Raw genomic sequence first — 16,859 nt, 5'->3', positions numbered from 1 at the left:
TTATACATCACCTAAATTTCAGGAGGATGAATTTATGAAACATCCTAAAATTATTTTCTATGAGCGAAAATTCCCAAGTGCAAATATGATTCTTATCAAGGATCAATTTCCAATCCTTGTTGATACAGGATTTGGAAGTGAGGCAAAAGAAACAGAGCAAATCATTAAAGATGCAGGCATTTCCCCAGAAGGATTACATTTGATTGTGAACACGCATTATCATAGTGATCATGTAGGAGGAAATTCTCACCTCCAAAGAAAATTTGGAGTGAAAATTGCTGCCCATAAATGGGAAGCAATTTTAATTAATACTCGTGATACAGAGGCTTGCAGTGCTGGATGGTTAGAGCAGCCTGTAGAACCTTACGAAGTTGATTTGCAGCTTTCTGATAACGATGAAATTCGTACAGGAAACAGAAGTTTTAAAGTCTTGCATACACCAGGACACACGCTGGGACATATTTCTTTATATGAACCTGAAGAATAGGTATTCATTTGTGGGGATCTTTTTCACAGTAATGATGTCGGCTGGTTGAACATCTTTAGGGAGGGTGTTTCATCCATTCAGCGCTCTTTAGAAAGTGTAGAGCGGGTGGCCAAGCTTAATATTAGGCAGGCATATTCCGGGCATGGGCCACAAATAAAGGACCCTATTCATTCGATTAATACAGCAAGGAGACGACTTGAAAAGTGGCTCAAAGATCCAGAGAAAGTTTCTTGGCATGCTTGTAAAAGGATCTTTGCATTTACATTAATGATGGAAAATGGATTGCAAAAAGGTGAGGTTGATAATTACTTATTAAATTGTGGTTGGTTTCAAGATTTTGCTCGCTACAGTTTCAAGCTTCAAGCAGAAGAATTTATCCCAGTTCTGATAGATGAAATGATTCGATCCGGAGCAGCAAGCTGGCATAACAATTATTTAATTGCTACAGCTCCCTATACGGCTCCGCAAAAGAAATGGATCGATAAGAATAGCAAGCCGAAAGATTGGTGAGCTAAGGTTTTTATTTAAAATATTTTTCAGATTTTTCTGTTAAATAATCACTTAGGAGGAATTTTATTGAATTTAAAAATTGGAGATATTATTCAATTTGAACGGACATTTACAAAGGAAGAGGTTGAACTATTTACAAAAATATCGATGGACGAAGGGAAACACCATACGAATCCCGATGAGTTAGGAAGACTTGTCGTTCAAGGACTGCTAACTGCTACATTACCAACAAAAATTGGTGGAGATTACAACGTACTGGCTCGCACCATGAATTTTGAATTTTTCAGACCTGTTTTTACAGGAGATACAATAAGTTGTGCGGTAACGATTGAAAAGCTAGAAAAGAAAGATACGAAGAGAATGTCGATTATGGCAACTTTCAAATGTATGAATCAAAATGAGAAACAAGTATTAGGTGGGAATTTTGCAGGAGTTATTTTAACGAGGGATTAGTTCAAACATCAACCAAAATATTATATTAGTTCAATTACACTTCCTATTTCGTGTTCATATCCAATAAAATCCCGGGCTTTTGTTAAGAGCCCGGGAATTTTTATGATAATAAATATTTTGAAAATATGATAAACTGGATTTGGTTTATAAAGATTTGCAATTACGTCCTTAATAGAAAATTTAATAAGACAAGGTGAGATCAAAGAAATAAAATTTAAGCTGTTTCAATTCTATTGTATGAAGTAGTAAATCTTTGTAAATAATCAGATCTAAGATTATAGGAAGCAACTTTCTTCTTCCGTTGTTTAACTACTAAAATATGGTCATCGTTACCGTCACAATAAACAAAGAAATTCATTTCTTTGTTTCTGCCTTTTATGTTGATGACAAATGGAATAACATCTGTTTCTGGATTTAGAAACAGTTTCTCATTTCCTTGGAATATCGGATTACGATTTAAGAACAGAGCTTCATTAAAATAGTCAGTAAATCTATCTTTTTCTTCAATATGTAAGTCTTTTCCGTTAATTGATACAGTAATATCTTTTGAATCAAGTTTTGGGTGAAGTTCGAATTTACTTAAAAACCATCCAACAAGTGCACTTGGGGGACATGTTAAAAATTTTAAAATTGCACCAATCACGATAACGAGAATAGTCGTCCATATCAATTCATATCAACTCCTTGAAATAATATATGGTTAATTGATCGGCCTATAGGATCACTTTAGATAATAGATTAAGATTATCACAAAAAATGTATTTTAAGTTTGACAAACTTTCAACATTTAAGTTGAAAGTAAATAGTAAAGTCTAAAAATGCTAAAAGTAAAGGAGAAAAGTATATGCTGGGTTACTATAATAAAATTTCTTCAGAAGTTTACGATATAGACAAATATATAGGTCTTTCATTTGGAGATGTAGAATTTTATAGCGATAGATTAGCTGCTTGTAAGGGCAGCATACTTGAACCAGGTGTAGGGACTGGTAGAATTCTTATTCCACTTTTAGAAAAGGGGTTGTATGTTGATGGCTTTGATGTTTCTGAAGAAATGCTAAAAATATGTCGTACTAACTGTGAAAAAAGAGGGGTAATCCCTAAAAAACTATTTAAAGGGAAAATGGAGTCAGTTTCATTAGATGCACAGTATGAAGCCATTATTGTGCCAACTGGAACATTTCTGCTATTGCATAGAAGAGAAGATTCAATACAAGCATTAAAAAATTTTTATAATCATCTTTCTAATGGAGGCAGGCTAATCTTAGATATCTTTTTGCAAACTGATTTGGAGATTGACAAAGTCTCAACAAGAACTTGGGAATCTAAAAATGGTTATATTATCACATTAGAACATAAAGTAGTTGAAGTTGATTATATAAACCAATATTCAATATCGCATCATCGGTACGAAAAATGGAGTAATGGTGAACTTCTACAAACAGAACTAGAACGATTTCCAGTTCGTTGGTATGGAATTGAAGAATTTAAACTACTTCTGGAACAAATTGGGTTCGAAGATATAATAATATCAGCTGATTATAAGTATGGGCAACATCCAACTAAATCAAGTCAAATAATTACATTTAAAGCTGTTGCTAATAAGGCGTAACAATTTTTATTAATTAGTGTTCTTACGAAAGAGTTGTCGTTTCTAAAACTTCATTACTATTGTGCCAAAAGGTGAGCTGAATCAAATAAGCCTAAAGAATGGAGGGAATTAAACAGATGAGACAAGTGATCGCTCTTGGTGGCGGTGGGTTCTCAATGGAGCCAGAAAATCCATTGTTAGATTTATATGTGCTTCAGCAATCAGGCAAGATAAATCCAAAGATTTGCTTCATTCCTACTGCAAGTGGAGACTCGGATAACTATATATCAAGGTATTATAACTTCTTTAATAAACAAATATGTATACCATCACACCTTTCATTGTTTAAACCGCAAACAAGAGACCTGGAAAGTTTTATATTAGAGAACGATATAATTTATGTTGGTGGCGGTAACACCAAAAATTTACTGATTTTATGGAAAGAGTGGGGATTAGATACGATATTAAGAAGGGCTTGGGAACAAGGTGTTGTATTAGCTGGAATTAGTGCTGGTTCAATTTGTTGGTTTGAAGAAGGGGTTACGGATTCATTTGGGGATGGTCTTGAGCCATTAACTTGTCTAGGTTTCCTAAAGGGCAGCAATTGCCCGCATTATGATGGAGAATTAAATAGAAGACCTGCTTATCAAAATCTTGTAGCTAAAAGTAAAATAAAACCTGGTATTGCTACTGATGATGGGGTTGCACTTCATTATATTGACCAAAAATTAAGTGAAATCGTTAGTTCAAGACCCAATGCCAAAGCTTATAAGGTTTACTTTGATGAAGAAATAAAAGAAGTAGAATTGAAGACAAAATTTCTAGGTGTTCATTGATGAATAGGCTGGAGAAGGAGAAGATGCAAAAGTACATAAACAGAACGAATATAATTATATTTTTATTGGGAATTATAACGTATTTTATAATTTCTATGATCGTAAAACTAATATGGTAATATCTTTGAAACGTAAAAGTTAATATGTTGGTTTCAGAGAAAACATTTCAAGGTTTATTCTGCAGAAGCGGGAAGGCAAAATGTATTTTCGTAGCGAAGCTAAAAAAATGGAGGAAGATATGAAAATAATTATCTATTTATATAATGGAATAACAATGCTTGATGCCATTGGCCCGTATGAAGTTTTAAGGAACATGCCGGATGCAGAAGTATACTTTGTTGCTGAAAAAACAGGTGAAATAAAGGCTGATTCTGGGTTTATCGATCTGAATGTGAAATATAGCATCGATGATATGAAAAGTGCAGATGTTTTAATAATACCGGGTTCAACGATAGCGTTTGTTAAGGAAATGAAAAACGAGAAAGTATTGAGATGGATCAAGGAAGTAGATAAAACGAAAAAATGGACGACATCTGTATGTACGGGTTCTATGATACTGGCTTCAGCAGGTTTACTTACTGGATTAAAAGCAACATCACATTGGAAGCCAATCAATCTTCTAAAGGATTTTGGAGTTACACCAGTTAGAGAGAGAGTCGTTGAACAAGGAAAGTATATAACAGCTGCAGGAGTCTCCGCAGGTATAGACATGGCGTTATATCTAGTGAATAAAATTGTGGGAGAAGATGAAACGAAAGCTATTCAACTTGCGATAGAATATGACCCACAGCCGATAGTTGACTCTGGAAATTACTCGAATGCAGATGAAAGAATTAGAAAAATAGCAGAAAAGAAATTAACAAAAGATGCAACAAAAGGACTTGGATTACTGGGTATGATAAAAAACTCAAAAGATATTCTTAAAATGATTAAATAGATTAAACGGATAGATTTTTTGGGAGTGATAAAGGTGTCGATAAAAGGTCTAAATCATTTTTTATTTTCCGTTTCTAATTTAGAAAAGTCTATTGCATTTTATCAAAATGTATTCCATGCGAAGCTGTTAGTAAAGGGGAGAAGCACTGCCTACTTTGACTTAAATGGAATGTGGCTTGCTCTCAATCAAGAGAAAGATATCCCCCGTAATGAAATAAGCCACTCTTACACACATATTGCTTTTTCAATTGAAGTACAGGAATTCGATAAGATGTACGACAAGCTAAACAGATTAAATGTAAATATATTGTCAGGTCGACCGAGAGATGAGCGAGATAAAAAGTCTATTTATTTTACGGATCCGGATGGGCATAAATTTGAATTTCATACAGGGACATTACAAGATAGATTGGATTACTATAAGCAAGAGAAAACACATATGGAATTTTTTGATTGAATAGGTTGGTTGGTATTTAGATTAAATAGCTTTAACTAGGGGGGAGAAATATAAGAAAGTTTTTGATAGTAAATAATAACAAGATAGAAATTCTTCAAAAAGGGGATAAAGGTACCCCCATAATTATTCTTATTGGAATGGGTTGTTCTTTTTATGAATGGTATGAGGTAACAGAATCAATAAGTAGATCAAACAGAATCATAATGTTTCATAGACCTGGTCTTGGTCAAAGTGAAATTGGTAATGAAATTCGTAATACACAGGCCGTAGTGAATGATCTAACTGAAATCATATCTCAGCTCAAAATCTATGAACCTGTCATTTTGGTTGGTCACTCATATGGTGGGCTATGCGCTCAGCATTTTGCAATTGAGTATCCTGATAAAGTTAAGGGATTAGTATTAGTAGATTCAACTTCTGTTGATTTGAAAGAATTAGACGACTTAAATTTGCCTGTTTTAGATGAAGAGGGAACAGATGAAAAGTGGATGGAAAAATGTTCTTCCTATTCTATTATGGAACAGGAAGAATTAAGAAAAGTAATAAACCCTTCTCTTACTGAAAAGCAGAAGCATCTCCCTATCTATATTCAACAATTGCTAATTGACTTTCAAATAAATCTGGATAGACCAGAAGTAATCGTTCATTCACTTAGAAGTATAATTAACAATTATTAAGTACTAGAATATCCCGTGGAGCATTCACTAGGAGGATAAGTCTGTGAGAAAAATAACGTTATCAAATGGAAAAACGGTTGAGGTTGCCTGTTTAAGTTGTGCAATAACAAGTAATTTGATTGAACCAGATGGTGGTATTGTATTTGAAACGGAGTATTTTCACGCGCATCAAGATGTTGCTTATCCTATTAAGGGACTTATAATTTTAGCTTCTAAACGGCATATCAAATGTTTTGATGAACTAACAGAGATAGAAAAAATAGATTACATCCAGCTTCTGTCAAAGATAAGAAAAGCTCAGAGAGATGTTTTAGGAATTGAGTACGTTTATTATTTCTACAATGAAGATACAACACATCATTTTCATACGTGGATGGTTCCGAGATTTGATTGGATGTACGAATTTGGTCGCTCGGTTGAATCAGTTAGACCCGTACTTCTATACGCCCGTAACAAAATGAATACGAAAGAAAATATTCAAGAAGTATTGGATGCTATTGATTCTTTAGCTAAGGAATTAAATAAGTGATACTTTAGTTTACCCTTTCTAATTTAGAAACAGATTGTTGTAGTAGGTGGATAGTTTTTCATTAAAATCAGTATGTTTTTTTAGCTGAACTTAGTGAGTTTAATGTTAAAATTGAAAGTATTGTAAAGTTAATAGAGAAATCAAATACGAAGATATCGGGATTTTTCTTTCAAACAAATAAAATGAAGTAGGTAATGTCTTGGAATATTTTACAACACAATTAATAATGATAGCATTGTTTACCCTAATCATTCATTCAATCGAAACTTTAGCATATTCAGTGCGCTTGTCAGGAGCAAGAGTAAGACTATTAGCATCGGCTCTTTCCTTGTTTAATGTAATGGTGATGGTTTCGAGGTTGGCTAATATGATGCAGCAGCCTTTCACAGGGAGCTTGATAGATAATGCTCCAAAAGAAAATGCTTTAGAATTCGTTGCTAGTCAATATCGGATTTTAATTGGTTCTGCCACAGTAGGAACCATTATCGGTGTACTTTTATTGCCGACATTTATTGCTATTTTTTCGCGGGCAATCATTCATTTAGCAGAGGAACGCGGTTCTATCCCGACGTTAATGAGAAAGGGATTTACATTACCTTACTTAAAACGTGCAAAAAAACATATTCATTTACCTAGGTATACATATTTGAAAGATATGAACTGGCGAGATATACCGATTAAGTTATTCTGTATTAATATGTTGATTACCGCAATCTATACAATCGGTGTATTATCTGCATTATATGCTGCATTGCTTGCACCTGAGCGGGAAACTACGGCTGTAATGGCTTCAGGTTTAATTAATGGGGTGGCAACTATCTTACTAATTGTTTTTATTGACCCTAAGATTTCAATCCTTGCAGATGATGTGATCAACAAAAAAGGAAGCTATATTAATTTAAAAAACGCATCTATAATGATGGTGACATCACGTTTATTGGGTACACTTTTAGCACAGTTATTGTTCATACCAGGTGCGAAGTATGTAGCATGGTTTACTCAGTTTATTGTATAGTTAGGAAAGTACATATATAAGAATATCAAATCTGATAAGTGGACCTATGTGAAAAGTATAAGAAATAATGGTTGAAATAAAATCAATATCACGATATAATAAATGAAATTTTGAGGTGAGTAAAAATGCTTCCGTTCAAGCTTTCGTTCACACAATTACATCATCATATCAATTAGCCTTGCTATTGGATTTTAAAAAATCGCAAATAGGAAGGCTATTTATCATTAACCGTATTTGATTAAGTTTACACTTCAATCAAGTGCGGTTTTTTATTTTATAAAAATTTGGAGGTTAGCGTCATGAAAAAAATGGATTATCAAAATGTAAAAGGTACACAGGATTATTTGTCGAATGCGGAGGTTGTACGTCGGAATATTAGAAGAACATTAGAAGACGTCTTTATTCAATATGGATGTAAACCGCTGGAAACCCCAATATTAAATTACACGGAATTATTAGCTTCTAAATATGGTGGGGGAGCAGAGATATTAGAGGAAATGTATACATTAACGGATAGAGGGGAGAGGGATTTAGCATTGCGGTATGATCTCACTATTCCGTTTGCAAAGGTTGTTGCAATGAACCCCACATTGAGGATGCCTTTTAAACGCTATGAAATTGGGAAAGTATTTCGAGATGGGCCAATCAAAACAGGGAGGCTTCGGGAATTCACGCAATGTGATGTTGATATTGTAGGTGTTGAGTCACAAATAGCTGAGGCAGAATTAATGGTGATGGCTCTTGATGCATTCAGTAAGCTTGATTTAAAGGTAACTATACAATATAACAATCGAAAATTGCTCACAGGAATGCTTGAAGTATTTGGTGTAGAAAGTGAAAAACGCAATAAAGCAGTGTTAATACTTGATAAGTTAGAAAAGATCGGATTAGAAGCTGTTATCACTGAGCTAAGTGAACAAGGATTAGCAAATTCAACGATAGCATCCATTCGGAAATTCTTGAGGGATGAGAATAATATTACCTTTAACTATTTTGAAACTTACGCTAACCAAAATGAACAGGTACGGGAAGGGTTAAATGAATTAAAAGAGCTAGCTTCCTATCTTGACTATCTAAGTGTTGATAACCAATGTGTATTTAATCCTTTTTTAGCAAGAGGCTTGGAAATCTACACAGGTACCATTTATGAAATGTTTTTATCAGATCAAACTATTAAATCAAGCATTGGCAGTGGTGGAAGGTACGATAATGCAATTGGTGGTTTGCTAGGGACAAATGAAAACTACTCAACGGTAGGAATATCATTTGGCTTAGATGTAATTTACACGGCAATACGTAATTCCGAGAAGCGTTTAGAAGTCAGTCAGGATGTAGATTATTATATCGTTCCATTGGGCACTCCAAAAGAATCATTAATGGTAGCAAAGGATTTAAGAAAGAAGGGATTTTCAGTCGAATATGAAATGAGTAACAAGAAACTAGGAAAGGCACTTAATAAAGCAAACAAAGAAAAGATTCGTAACGTCGTTATTATTGGGGAAGATGAAGTGAAAAACAATCAGATTAAAATTAAAGATATGATTACTGGAGATGAAAATATTGATACCTATTTGTTTAGGTGAATTAAAGGATAATTGTTTTGAAAGAAAGGGGATATTTTCTAGACGAATGGTTTATTTGTTTTTTTCATACTCCAATCATTTCTTGCGTTCATTTAAATTGAAAAGGTAGATAGTTTAAAGTTTAAATCAGAGTCAGGTTCACTAGAATCTTTTCATTTAGGCAACAACTTCGCGTTTATAAAGATAGAGATATATAATATTTTATGAAGAAGGTTGTACCCTTGTAAGGTTGAGATGCAGAAAGGAATGATCGAATGAAGAGGGGAACAAAGATTTTTTATTACAATGTAGCTCTACTAATGCTGGTACTATTACTTGTTGGGTGTTCTGACAGTGCGCGCGAAGAAGCAGACGCAGGTACTAATGAGGATGCTTTGGCTTCAGAACCAGTAAAAGAAACTGAGGAGCCAAAAGAAAATAATCAAGTAGAAGAAAATTCAAAGAATGGAGAGCCGTCTGCAGAATCAGAAGAGACCATAAGGAATGATTCAATTGAAACACCTTCAGAAGAAACTAAAAATGAAGAATCAACTATTGCAACAGGCAATGAAGAAGAAAATTCATTGTCGACATATTCTTCAGAGGAAATCGAATATGCTCGAGTTTGGTTACAGCTTGGTCCAAATCAAGAAATAGATGAATTGAATGTTTTACATATTCCAGCTGGCGAACCACTGAATCCTGATGATAATACCGACGTTAAATATCCAGAGGATGTTATCCAGCTTAGCGGCTCTCGCTTAGTTGATGGATCAGTAACATATAGTGGTAATGGAGACGGCACGATTAATATATATAACGTCCCATTACGTTGGTACGGTGGATTCTCGCCACCTGATGATTTAGATAAGAATGATGTTATAGCAGAAATGGAGAATATTATTGAGAATACGGAGTTAGTGTATATTGAACCAGGTATGGATGAGGAAGTCATAGATTTAATTGAATTATTAAATATTCATTGATTAATGTAAAGCATAATTGTTTAAAAGTATGGATTTATTTGTATTTGCTATTATGATCACCTTAAAAAAATTAATCAGTAATTGTAATTGGAGAGGGAAAATATGCAGAAAGCACTAATCTTTGATATGGACGGCACACTCTTTCAAACAGATAGAATATTAGAGTTATCTCTTGACGACACGTTTAACTATTTGCGAACGCAAGGTAAATGGGAAGGGGAAACCCCCATTGAAAAATATCGGGAAATTATGGGCGTCCCATTACCTAAAGTATGGGAAACACTGCTGCCTGATCATTCTATAGATGTAAGAGAACAAACGAATGTTTATTTCTTGGAAAGTTTAATCGAAAATATAAATAATAGTAAAGGTGCTTTATATCCTAATGTTAAAGAAGTCTTCAGTTATTTAACGAAGAATAATTGGTCCGTTTTTATAGCGAGCAATGGTTTAAAGGAATATTTAAATGCGATTGTAAGGTATTATCATTTGGATAATTGGGTTACCGAAACATTTAGTATACAACAAATAAAATCATTGAATAAGTCCGACTTAGTGCAAGATATTGTAAAAAAATATGGTATTACCAATGCAGCAGTAGTAGGAGATCGTCTATCAGATATAAAAGCAGCGAAAGACAATGGTTTAGTTGCAATTGGTTGTAATTTTGATTTTGCGCAAGAAGATGAATTGGCCAAGGCTGACTTTGTTATCGATGATTTAATTGAACTAAAAGAGGTTTTAGCTAAATTAATCTAAGATTCCGGCTGTAATTCTATATAATAGAAGAACACGTATAGATAAGCTACTTGTTCTTCTTTCCTTATATGGTAATAGGGCTAAACCTAAGTAAAGGATTTGTTCGAGATGAAAGTGTTAAAAGAGACAGAATATCATCGCGTTCTACCTGTGTTAATAGAGAATTCGAGAAGGTGTCCAACATTTGCTTATTCTGTTGCGGAAAACATAATCCCTGGAATTGTGTATGCAGATGATCAAATTCAACCGAGAACAGTTTTAATTGGCACTAGAAATGGTGTATATTTTATTGCTGGTAATGAATGCAACCCTACATTTAATGATGCATTTTTCGCTTTGTACAAACAGCATACTAGGGAAAGTGCTAGATTCACGTTGTTTTCAGCCACAGGAAATTGGGACAGGGTCATATATAACCTTCTCAAAGAAGAAATAATTCAAATGAAAAGAAGTTCATTTGAATATAATCCAAGAAATTACCCGGTTAAGAAAAAGCAGTTACCTAGTGGATTTACGATCAGAGAAATTAGCCAAAAGACCATTGAAATGAGTTCTAGTTTTAATGAAAGTTATTATGATCAGTATTGGAATGGCATACCAAACTTCCTGAAATATGGATTCGGTTTTTGTGTAATAAATAATGATCGGGAAGTAGTAAGTGAGTGTACTTCTATCTTTACCAGTCAATCTTTTGTAGAAATTGATATCGTGACACAGAGTCAATATACTGGTAAAAGTTTCGCTTTTATTTTAGGAATGTCATTTATCGATAAATGTTTGGAAAAAAGGCTAACACCTAGATGGGACTGTGATGTGGAAAATATTAGCTCTATAAAATTGGCTGCTAAGTTAGGGTTTGTTAATCCAGTTGAGTATTCAATATTTGTTCGAAAATAATATAAATATATCGGTGAGACAAAATCATAGATTAATCTGAGAGAAATGGACGATTTCCAGATAACTCTCCATTTCTCTTAAAGGGATTCTTCATTTAAAAACGTTTCATCAATCTCCGGCTTTTGATATAAATTAATTCGCTCTTGAACATTATCACTTTCATTAGGATCCCACCACTCAATTATCATATAAACACCACTTAATTCATCGAAATCAATGGGGGCGCCACCTTCTAATGTTCCGGTCGTTTGCTCTTTAATATCTGCGCGTCCAGAGACTGAGCCAGCATGAATTTTATGATCTACGCCATTAATAACCGCATATGTATCAAAGCTAAAGGAATCTGTAATATATTTATTTTCTTCCTTCATTATCAGCTTTCCATTTCCGACCTTTATTTCATCTGGGGTTAATATTATTTCATAACCAGACAATCTCCAAGTCTCACTATCGCCCAACAGGGATAAATAATAATTCGTTTCCAATTGCTGATCCTGACATGCAAATAAAATGAAAAGCAAAGGAACTAAACTAAATAAAACCTTTTTCACTATCGGAATCCCCCTTTCATTACAACCGTTCCTTTATCTTAAAGAAATAGTTTAAATCATTCCAAAAATTCTATTTTTAATATAACATAGATTTAAGGGGAAATTTGGTAAAGGCGATGAAGGATACTGAGAAATGAAAAAGAAATTATGGATACTAATTCTAATTTAATTAATTACAATTGGTGGAGGTTACACCACTCAGACTTCAACGTTTAATTCATTTTCTAAGAATGTGATTAACCTTAATAGAAAGTATAACGACAGGGTGATTTTATGGACATTAAGTTATCATTTATTTTAAACACTGTTAAACCAAATGAAACTGAATCACAATATTCTTCTTACGACATTGGATTTATTGAGGGCGAGTTAAAGATTTCGCTAAATGAAAGAGTATTTTTCTACGACCCATACATCAATCTTGCGGAGCTGGGAATTCAATTGGGAGAGTGGATCCAACAAGTACAAAAAGGATATAGAGTAAATATGAATTATGAGACAATTGATCACGATGAGGTAATTCTTAACTTTCTTCATGTAGCTAAGGACAATTGGCATATTTTTTCAATCTGGCAGGATTTTGAGTCTAAAGAATTCATAACTACTGCGAAATTAGTGGAAGCTGTTAAGGAATATTTATATGGTTTAAACAATGAGCTCAAAGCAATAGACTATGTTGTAAAACTTGATAAATACCTAAATTAAAATGGGATTTTAGTAGGATAAACCTTGCTCTCAAAGGCTTTCCTTAAAGTTTAACAAAGCCTTAATTAAAAAAGGATTAAAGCCAGAAGCAATTTGATTGAGGGGAATGTATGATTTTAAAATCATTTTATGTTGAAGCTCCAAGTGGATTTCGGATTGAAGCTTTGTCAAAGTGAAGTTATTGAACAACAGACACAAAAGGGCTAATTCCGAGCCCTTTTATGCCAACTCAATCTTATAAACTCCACGATTCGTTGTAAGAACAAATGTCTCCCCATTAAATTCATAGAGGGAGTCATCCTGCAGGGGGATTTCATAATTCGGTGATGGGAGTGATACATTACTCATAGTAGTCAGTGTTTCTATTTGGCCATCTCCATGTAAAAGTAAGCTATGTTTCGGTACGTAGTCATCGATTCTGCGCAAGTTTTGGTCATAGGAAATATTTTGCAGATTCAATACTGTTTGATCGACATCATCTAATTCGTGCTTGGTAATTTTAATTGTTCTTCCGCTCCACTGTTGAAGCAATACATTAAACTCTTCAACAGATAAAAATTCATGATCCATAGAATCCCTCCTGACTTTAAATTCTCCTACATTCAAAGTAAATATGCAGATTAAAATTTTATTCCAAGTGAATAAAGATAGTAGAATAATTAGCTTCCGCCTTTCAAGCTTGTTACAATAAGAATCCATCTATATTTTCTGTATAATGTGAAACTTAATGAATTATCAATTCGTAAACAAATACAGGTGGTGATCATTATAAATAACAATATTCTATTAGAGGGTGCAAAAAAATTTGGTGCTGATCGTTCAGACTTAAAATTAATTGGAAGATTTTCAAACAATACAGGCCAATAGAATTTATGAAATCTAGAAGTGCCTAACAGTCACAAACGAGTTTACGTATCTAAAAGCTATAATAGATAAAAGGAGAGGAAAAGATGCATCATCACATAGGACTTTCTGGAAGTACAATTATGTCAGATCCTGAGAAAATCCCTTTATTATTTAATAAGGATAATGTGAGTCATATTGAAATTGGCGAATTTCCAAGTGAGGATTCCTTTAATTATTTCATAGAGTTAACGAATAAAGAAAATAAAACGTTTGGACTGCATTCTCCATTGTACAGAAATCAAAGTAAATACGATTTGCTGGAAAAGGTAAATTACGAACCGGAGCAGGCTTGGAGACAGTTTGAATCGGAAGTTAACTATATGTCCAAGTTAGGCGCGGCTTATATTTTAGTACACTTTCCTTACTTCAAAGAAGAAAAAGACATTGATTCTGCTGAAATTATTGAAAGCGGATTAAAAAGATTGCATCAGCTGCAAGAAAGATATTCTATACCAATTGTGTGCGAACCAAAATTAGGTCTTAACAGATCCGCGTTTGGTATAAAAGCACTGGATGCATTTCCAATTGAAATCTGGGATAGGTATGGAATAAAACTTTGCATTGATATCGGGGATTATGTATTGGCGGTTGGCGATGAAGCAATAGATTATATCGAAAAGTGGAAAAAGCATGTAAAGGTAGTACATTTACACAACGTAGAGTTTCACAATGATAAATATATTTGGGTGCCTGTTCATCCATCTCACGAAAATAGCAATTCGCATTTTAAAGTAAAGAATTTAATTTATCAGCTATCGACAAATTCGGATGTGTTTTTCATTTTTGAACATACGCCACATACAAATCCGACAGAAGCCTTTGTTAATGAAGGGATTGATTGGGTGAAAGATATAATAGGCATAATAGGCGACTAACCAAATTCAAGACCCAGCAATGATTATTTAGAGGAGGAATTTATCATGGAATTTACGCACACTCGATTGCTTGTAGACAATTATAAAGAATGTTTTTTATTTTATAGAGATGTATTAGGGTTTGACGTGTCTTGGGGCGATGAGAATTCTAATTATGCCGATTTTAAATTTAATGGAGCTACTTTAGGTGTTTTTGATCGTAAACAGATGATTAAAGCAATTGGTGGAGATTATTCTACTGATATTGAAAAAGTAGATAGGACAGCTTTAATTTTTAGTGTAGAAAGCGTGGAAGAATCATATCAAGCATTAAAAAATAAAGTGAATTTTATTACGAAACCAACCGAACAAAAGAATTGGGGTATTAAGGTAGCGCATTTTAGGGATCCTGCTGGGTCACTGATAGAAATTTATGAAAGCATCGAAATGAGCACAGAATTTTAATTGTGTTAAAGGACAGATTTTCAAAAATAATATAATCATTTAGTAAGTAAAAATAGAGAGGGAGCGTTTAAATGGTTGGTATTACAGACGCTTGGTTCACAGTGACGCAAATAGACGATACTACGTTTGCTATTAGTGAGTTCGGACATTGGGAAAAAGTCCACTCCTACTTGTTAATAGGTGAAGAGAAGGCAGCATTAATTGATACAGGACTGGGGATTGACAATATAAAACGAATTACTGACCAACTAACAAGCCTGCCAATTATTGTTCTAACCACCCATGTTCACTGGGATCATATCGGAAGTCATTCTGAATTTAAGGACATCTATGTCCATAAGGATGAAGAAGACTGGCTTATCAATGGAATTAAGCAACTTTCCATAGAGCAAATAAGAAAAGATGTAAGTCGTGATATTACCTTACCTACTCCAGTGACATTTAATCCTGCTACATACAGACCATATCAAGGAAAGCCTACTGGTCTATTAAATGATGGGGATGAAATAGAGATAGGAAATAGAAACTTGACGATTTACCATACGCCAGGCCATTCCCCAGGTCATATATCTATCTTAGATAATCATACTGGTTATTTGTTTACAGGAGATTTACTCTATGATGAGACTCCAATCTATGCTTTCTTTCCTACAACTAATCCGATGGAGTTAGTACAATCATTAGAAAGAATCTCAACGATTCCCCACGTAACGAAGATTTTTGGTGGACATAATACGATAGGGCTGAATCCCGATCTTTTACAAGAAGTGAAAAATACAGCAAAAGAGCTAAGAGATGAAGGACTTATAAAATTTGGAACTGGTATTCATCAATTCAAAGGGTTTCGTGTTCAATTTTAAAGAAATTCTTATAGCTAATAGGGCATCTTAAGAGAAGTATTAGAGGTATCAAAATCATCTAAACTTCAGTTTTTGAGATGGTTTTTAAATGCCAAATATTAAAGGGAATTATGTTTTAGTTGCTACATTCACAAGCTCGAGTGGTACTGCTCAATATGTGGGAAACATGTTGATTCAATAAATGTAATTTACTTGTTAGAGTAAAAGGAGAATTATCTATCATGATTAAAGGATTATACGAAGCGCATTTACCAGTCAGTAACTTAAAACGGTCAATTGAATTTTATGAAAATCTAGGTCTCGTGCTTGATCATATTGTTGAAGAGAGGCTGGCATTTTTATGGATTGAAAGAGACAAAAGTTGGCTTGGATTATGGGAATCAGAAAATGTACAGCTAGAATACCATCCTTCGATAAGACATATCGCATTTCAAGTAACATTAGAAGACCTTAAGAAATCAGTTGGTTGGTTACAAAGTATAGGATATGAACCAAGGGAGGCATTTGGTTTTAAACCCGTAGAACCGTTCGTAATGCCACATGAAAGCTACGCTCATGCTAAAATCCATTTCAATGATCCAGATGGCAATAGTTTAGAACTAATTTGCAAACTAGAAAATCCTAAAAAGATAGCCAAACGGATGTATTTAAGCGAATGGGAACAATTGAATTCACATACATAAAATTAATTAAATGATGAGAGTTTGAATTTTGTAATACATTCCATATATATATTAACGTACTCGCTATATTTTTAGCGGGTCTTTTTTCTTTGTTGAAGCGGTTATAAAAAAACTAAAGTGAAAGCTATCATTCACTTTAATTA

Annotated in this window: 22 protein-coding genes; 19 read left to right on the top strand and 3 right to left on the bottom strand. The window is 33.8% G+C overall.

Annotation, left to right across the window (positions count from 1 at the left end; all coding sequences use genetic code 11):
• Nucleotides 1–34 precede the first annotated feature (34 nt).
• The 3 genes from NYE61_RS08520 (at nucleotide 35) to NYE61_RS08510 (ending at nucleotide 1,450) form a co-directional block, all read left to right on the top strand.
• Entirely contained in the window at nucleotides 35–487 is a 453-nt protein-coding gene (locus tag NYE61_RS08520) for an MBL fold metallo-hydrolase (protein WP_251659631.1), read from the top strand.
• A gap of 45 nt (nucleotides 488–532) precedes the next feature.
• On the top strand, nucleotides 533–997 hold the full coding sequence (locus tag NYE61_RS08515; protein ID WP_251659632.1) for a hypothetical protein: 465 nt from the start codon (nucleotides 533–535) through the stop codon (nucleotides 995–997).
• Between the two features lie 66 nt (nucleotides 998–1,063).
• Nucleotides 1,064–1,450 (top strand): MaoC family dehydratase N-terminal domain-containing protein, encoded by a 387-nt coding sequence (locus NYE61_RS08510; protein WP_095312772.1) that lies wholly within the window; start codon nucleotides 1,064–1,066, stop codon nucleotides 1,448–1,450.
• A 214-nt stretch (nucleotides 1,451–1,664) separates the two neighbouring features.
• Here NYE61_RS08510 and NYE61_RS08505 read toward each other — a convergent pair whose 3' ends face one another.
• Entirely contained in the window at nucleotides 1,665–2,120 is a 456-nt protein-coding gene (locus tag NYE61_RS08505; protein ID WP_095312774.1) for a YfmQ family protein, read from the bottom strand.
• 174 nt (nucleotides 2,121–2,294) lie between these two features.
• Between NYE61_RS08505 and NYE61_RS08500 the strand changes: the two genes are divergently transcribed.
• From NYE61_RS08500 to NYE61_RS08450, 11 genes are all read left to right on the top strand, one after another.
• A complete protein-coding gene (locus NYE61_RS08500) occupies nucleotides 2,295–3,059 on the top strand; it encodes a class I SAM-dependent methyltransferase (protein ID WP_303447689.1) in 765 nt (254 codons plus the stop codon).
• Between the two features lie 116 nt (nucleotides 3,060–3,175).
• A complete protein-coding gene (locus NYE61_RS08495; protein ID WP_303447688.1) occupies nucleotides 3,176–3,874 on the top strand; it encodes a peptidase E in 699 nt (232 codons plus the stop codon).
• 238 nt (nucleotides 3,875–4,112) lie between these two features.
• A complete protein-coding gene (locus NYE61_RS08490; RefSeq protein ID WP_303447687.1) occupies nucleotides 4,113–4,811 on the top strand; it encodes a DJ-1/PfpI family protein in 699 nt (232 codons plus the stop codon).
• 33 nt (nucleotides 4,812–4,844) lie between these two features.
• The gene (gene fosM / locus NYE61_RS08485; RefSeq protein WP_303447686.1) at nucleotides 4,845–5,267 is read left to right on the top strand and encodes a FosM family fosfomycin resistance protein; all 423 of its coding nucleotides are present in this window, start codon (nucleotides 4,845–4,847) and stop codon (nucleotides 5,265–5,267) included.
• 62 nt (nucleotides 5,268–5,329) lie between these two features.
• A complete protein-coding gene (locus NYE61_RS08480; RefSeq protein ID WP_303447685.1) occupies nucleotides 5,330–5,944 on the top strand; it encodes an alpha/beta fold hydrolase in 615 nt (204 codons plus the stop codon).
• Nucleotides 5,945–5,987: 43 nt separating this feature from the next.
• On the top strand, nucleotides 5,988–6,473 hold the full coding sequence (locus NYE61_RS08475) for a diadenosine tetraphosphate hydrolase (RefSeq protein WP_303447684.1): 486 nt from the start codon (nucleotides 5,988–5,990) through the stop codon (nucleotides 6,471–6,473).
• A 226-nt stretch (nucleotides 6,474–6,699) separates the two neighbouring features.
• Nucleotides 6,700–7,488 carry a lipid II flippase Amj family protein gene (locus NYE61_RS08470; protein ID WP_303447866.1) on the top strand — a complete coding sequence of 263 codons (789 nt, stop codon included), beginning with the start codon at nucleotides 6,700–6,702 and terminating at the stop codon, nucleotides 7,486–7,488.
• Between the two features lie 299 nt (nucleotides 7,489–7,787).
• Complete coding sequence (locus NYE61_RS08465) at nucleotides 7,788–9,071, top strand: histidine--tRNA ligase (protein ID WP_303447683.1); 1,284 nt, start codon at nucleotides 7,788–7,790, stop codon at nucleotides 9,069–9,071.
• A gap of 254 nt (nucleotides 9,072–9,325) precedes the next feature.
• Nucleotides 9,326–10,036 (top strand): hypothetical protein, encoded by a 711-nt coding sequence (locus tag NYE61_RS08460; protein WP_303447682.1) that lies wholly within the window; start codon nucleotides 9,326–9,328, stop codon nucleotides 10,034–10,036.
• A 102-nt stretch (nucleotides 10,037–10,138) separates the two neighbouring features.
• The gene (locus NYE61_RS08455; RefSeq protein WP_303447681.1) at nucleotides 10,139–10,795 is read left to right on the top strand and encodes an HAD family hydrolase; all 657 of its coding nucleotides are present in this window, start codon (nucleotides 10,139–10,141) and stop codon (nucleotides 10,793–10,795) included.
• A 108-nt stretch (nucleotides 10,796–10,903) separates the two neighbouring features.
• Complete coding sequence (locus NYE61_RS08450) at nucleotides 10,904–11,692, top strand: GNAT family N-acetyltransferase (protein WP_303447680.1); 789 nt, start codon at nucleotides 10,904–10,906, stop codon at nucleotides 11,690–11,692.
• Between the two features lie 77 nt (nucleotides 11,693–11,769).
• On the opposite strand, the gene NYE61_RS08445 is transcribed toward NYE61_RS08450, so the two are convergent.
• Nucleotides 11,770–12,243 (bottom strand): hypothetical protein, encoded by a 474-nt coding sequence (locus tag NYE61_RS08445; protein ID WP_303447679.1) that lies wholly within the window; start codon nucleotides 12,241–12,243, stop codon nucleotides 11,770–11,772.
• A gap of 273 nt (nucleotides 12,244–12,516) precedes the next feature.
• Here NYE61_RS08445 and NYE61_RS08440 point away from each other — a divergent pair, with 273 nt between their 5' ends.
• Nucleotides 12,517–12,948, top strand: a complete 432-nt coding sequence (locus NYE61_RS08440; RefSeq protein WP_303447677.1) for a hypothetical protein — start codon at nucleotides 12,517–12,519, stop codon at nucleotides 12,946–12,948.
• Nucleotides 12,949–13,167: 219 nt separating this feature from the next.
• On the opposite strand, the gene NYE61_RS08435 is transcribed toward NYE61_RS08440, so the two are convergent.
• On the bottom strand, nucleotides 13,168–13,518 hold the full coding sequence (locus tag NYE61_RS08435) for a hypothetical protein (RefSeq protein ID WP_303447676.1): 351 nt from the start codon (nucleotides 13,516–13,518) through the stop codon (nucleotides 13,168–13,170).
• A 380-nt stretch (nucleotides 13,519–13,898) separates the two neighbouring features.
• Here NYE61_RS08435 and NYE61_RS08430 point away from each other — a divergent pair, with 380 nt between their 5' ends.
• From NYE61_RS08430 to NYE61_RS08415, 4 genes are all read left to right on the top strand, one after another.
• Nucleotides 13,899–14,729 carry a TIM barrel protein gene (locus NYE61_RS08430; RefSeq protein WP_303447675.1) on the top strand — a complete coding sequence of 277 codons (831 nt, stop codon included), beginning with the start codon at nucleotides 13,899–13,901 and terminating at the stop codon, nucleotides 14,727–14,729.
• A 45-nt stretch (nucleotides 14,730–14,774) separates the two neighbouring features.
• Nucleotides 14,775–15,173: a VOC family protein gene (locus NYE61_RS08425; RefSeq protein ID WP_303447674.1), complete on the top strand. Its 399-nt coding sequence runs from the start codon at nucleotides 14,775–14,777 to the stop codon at nucleotides 15,171–15,173.
• A 71-nt stretch (nucleotides 15,174–15,244) separates the two neighbouring features.
• Nucleotides 15,245–16,033 carry an MBL fold metallo-hydrolase gene (locus tag NYE61_RS08420; RefSeq protein WP_303447673.1) on the top strand — a complete coding sequence of 263 codons (789 nt, stop codon included), beginning with the start codon at nucleotides 15,245–15,247 and terminating at the stop codon, nucleotides 16,031–16,033.
• A 221-nt stretch (nucleotides 16,034–16,254) separates the two neighbouring features.
• Nucleotides 16,255–16,716, top strand: coding sequence for a VOC family protein (locus tag NYE61_RS08415; protein WP_303447672.1), 462 nt, complete (start codon nucleotides 16,255–16,257; stop codon nucleotides 16,714–16,716).
• Nucleotides 16,717–16,859 lie beyond the last annotated feature (143 nt).

The sequence above is a fragment of the Oceanobacillus sp. FSL W7-1304 genome (genome assembly GCF_037969805.1).
In the GTDB taxonomy this organism is placed as follows: Bacteria; Bacillota; Bacilli; order Bacillales; family Amphibacillaceae; genus Oceanobacillus; species Oceanobacillus profundus.
Note: the sequence above shows the minus strand (reverse complement) of the source record. Positions and strands in the feature narration are given on the sequence as shown.

Coding starts and splice junctions, on each gene's coding strand:
- NYE61_RS08520 (WP_251659631.1), top strand. CDS start 35: ATGAAACATCCTAAAATTATTTTCTATGAGCGAAAATTCCCAAGTGCA.
- NYE61_RS08500 (WP_303447689.1), top strand. CDS start 2,295: ATGCTGGGTTACTATAATAAAATTTCTTCAGAAGTTTACGATATAGAC.
- NYE61_RS08495 (WP_303447688.1), top strand. CDS start 3,176: ATGAGACAAGTGATCGCTCTTGGTGGCGGTGGGTTCTCAATGGAGCCA.
- NYE61_RS08490 (WP_303447687.1), top strand. CDS start 4,113: ATGAAAATAATTATCTATTTATATAATGGAATAACAATGCTTGATGCC.
- NYE61_RS08470 (WP_303447866.1), top strand. CDS start 6,700: ATGATAGCATTGTTTACCCTAATCATTCATTCAATCGAAACTTTAGCA.
- NYE61_RS08465 (WP_303447683.1), top strand. CDS start 7,788: ATGAAAAAAATGGATTATCAAAATGTAAAAGGTACACAGGATTATTTG.
- NYE61_RS08460 (WP_303447682.1), top strand. CDS start 9,326: ATGAAGAGGGGAACAAAGATTTTTTATTACAATGTAGCTCTACTAATG.
- NYE61_RS08455 (WP_303447681.1), top strand. CDS start 10,139: ATGCAGAAAGCACTAATCTTTGATATGGACGGCACACTCTTTCAAACA.
- NYE61_RS08450 (WP_303447680.1), top strand. CDS start 10,904: ATGAAAGTGTTAAAAGAGACAGAATATCATCGCGTTCTACCTGTGTTA.
- NYE61_RS08440 (WP_303447677.1), top strand. CDS start 12,517: ATGGACATTAAGTTATCATTTATTTTAAACACTGTTAAACCAAATGAA.
- NYE61_RS08435 (WP_303447676.1), bottom strand. CDS start 13,518: ATGGATCATGAATTTTTATCTGTTGAAGAGTTTAATGTATTGCTTCAA.
- NYE61_RS08430 (WP_303447675.1), top strand. CDS start 13,899: ATGCATCATCACATAGGACTTTCTGGAAGTACAATTATGTCAGATCCT.
- NYE61_RS08425 (WP_303447674.1), top strand. CDS start 14,775: ATGGAATTTACGCACACTCGATTGCTTGTAGACAATTATAAAGAATGT.
- NYE61_RS08420 (WP_303447673.1), top strand. CDS start 15,245: ATGGTTGGTATTACAGACGCTTGGTTCACAGTGACGCAAATAGACGAT.
- NYE61_RS08415 (WP_303447672.1), top strand. CDS start 16,255: ATGATTAAAGGATTATACGAAGCGCATTTACCAGTCAGTAACTTAAAA.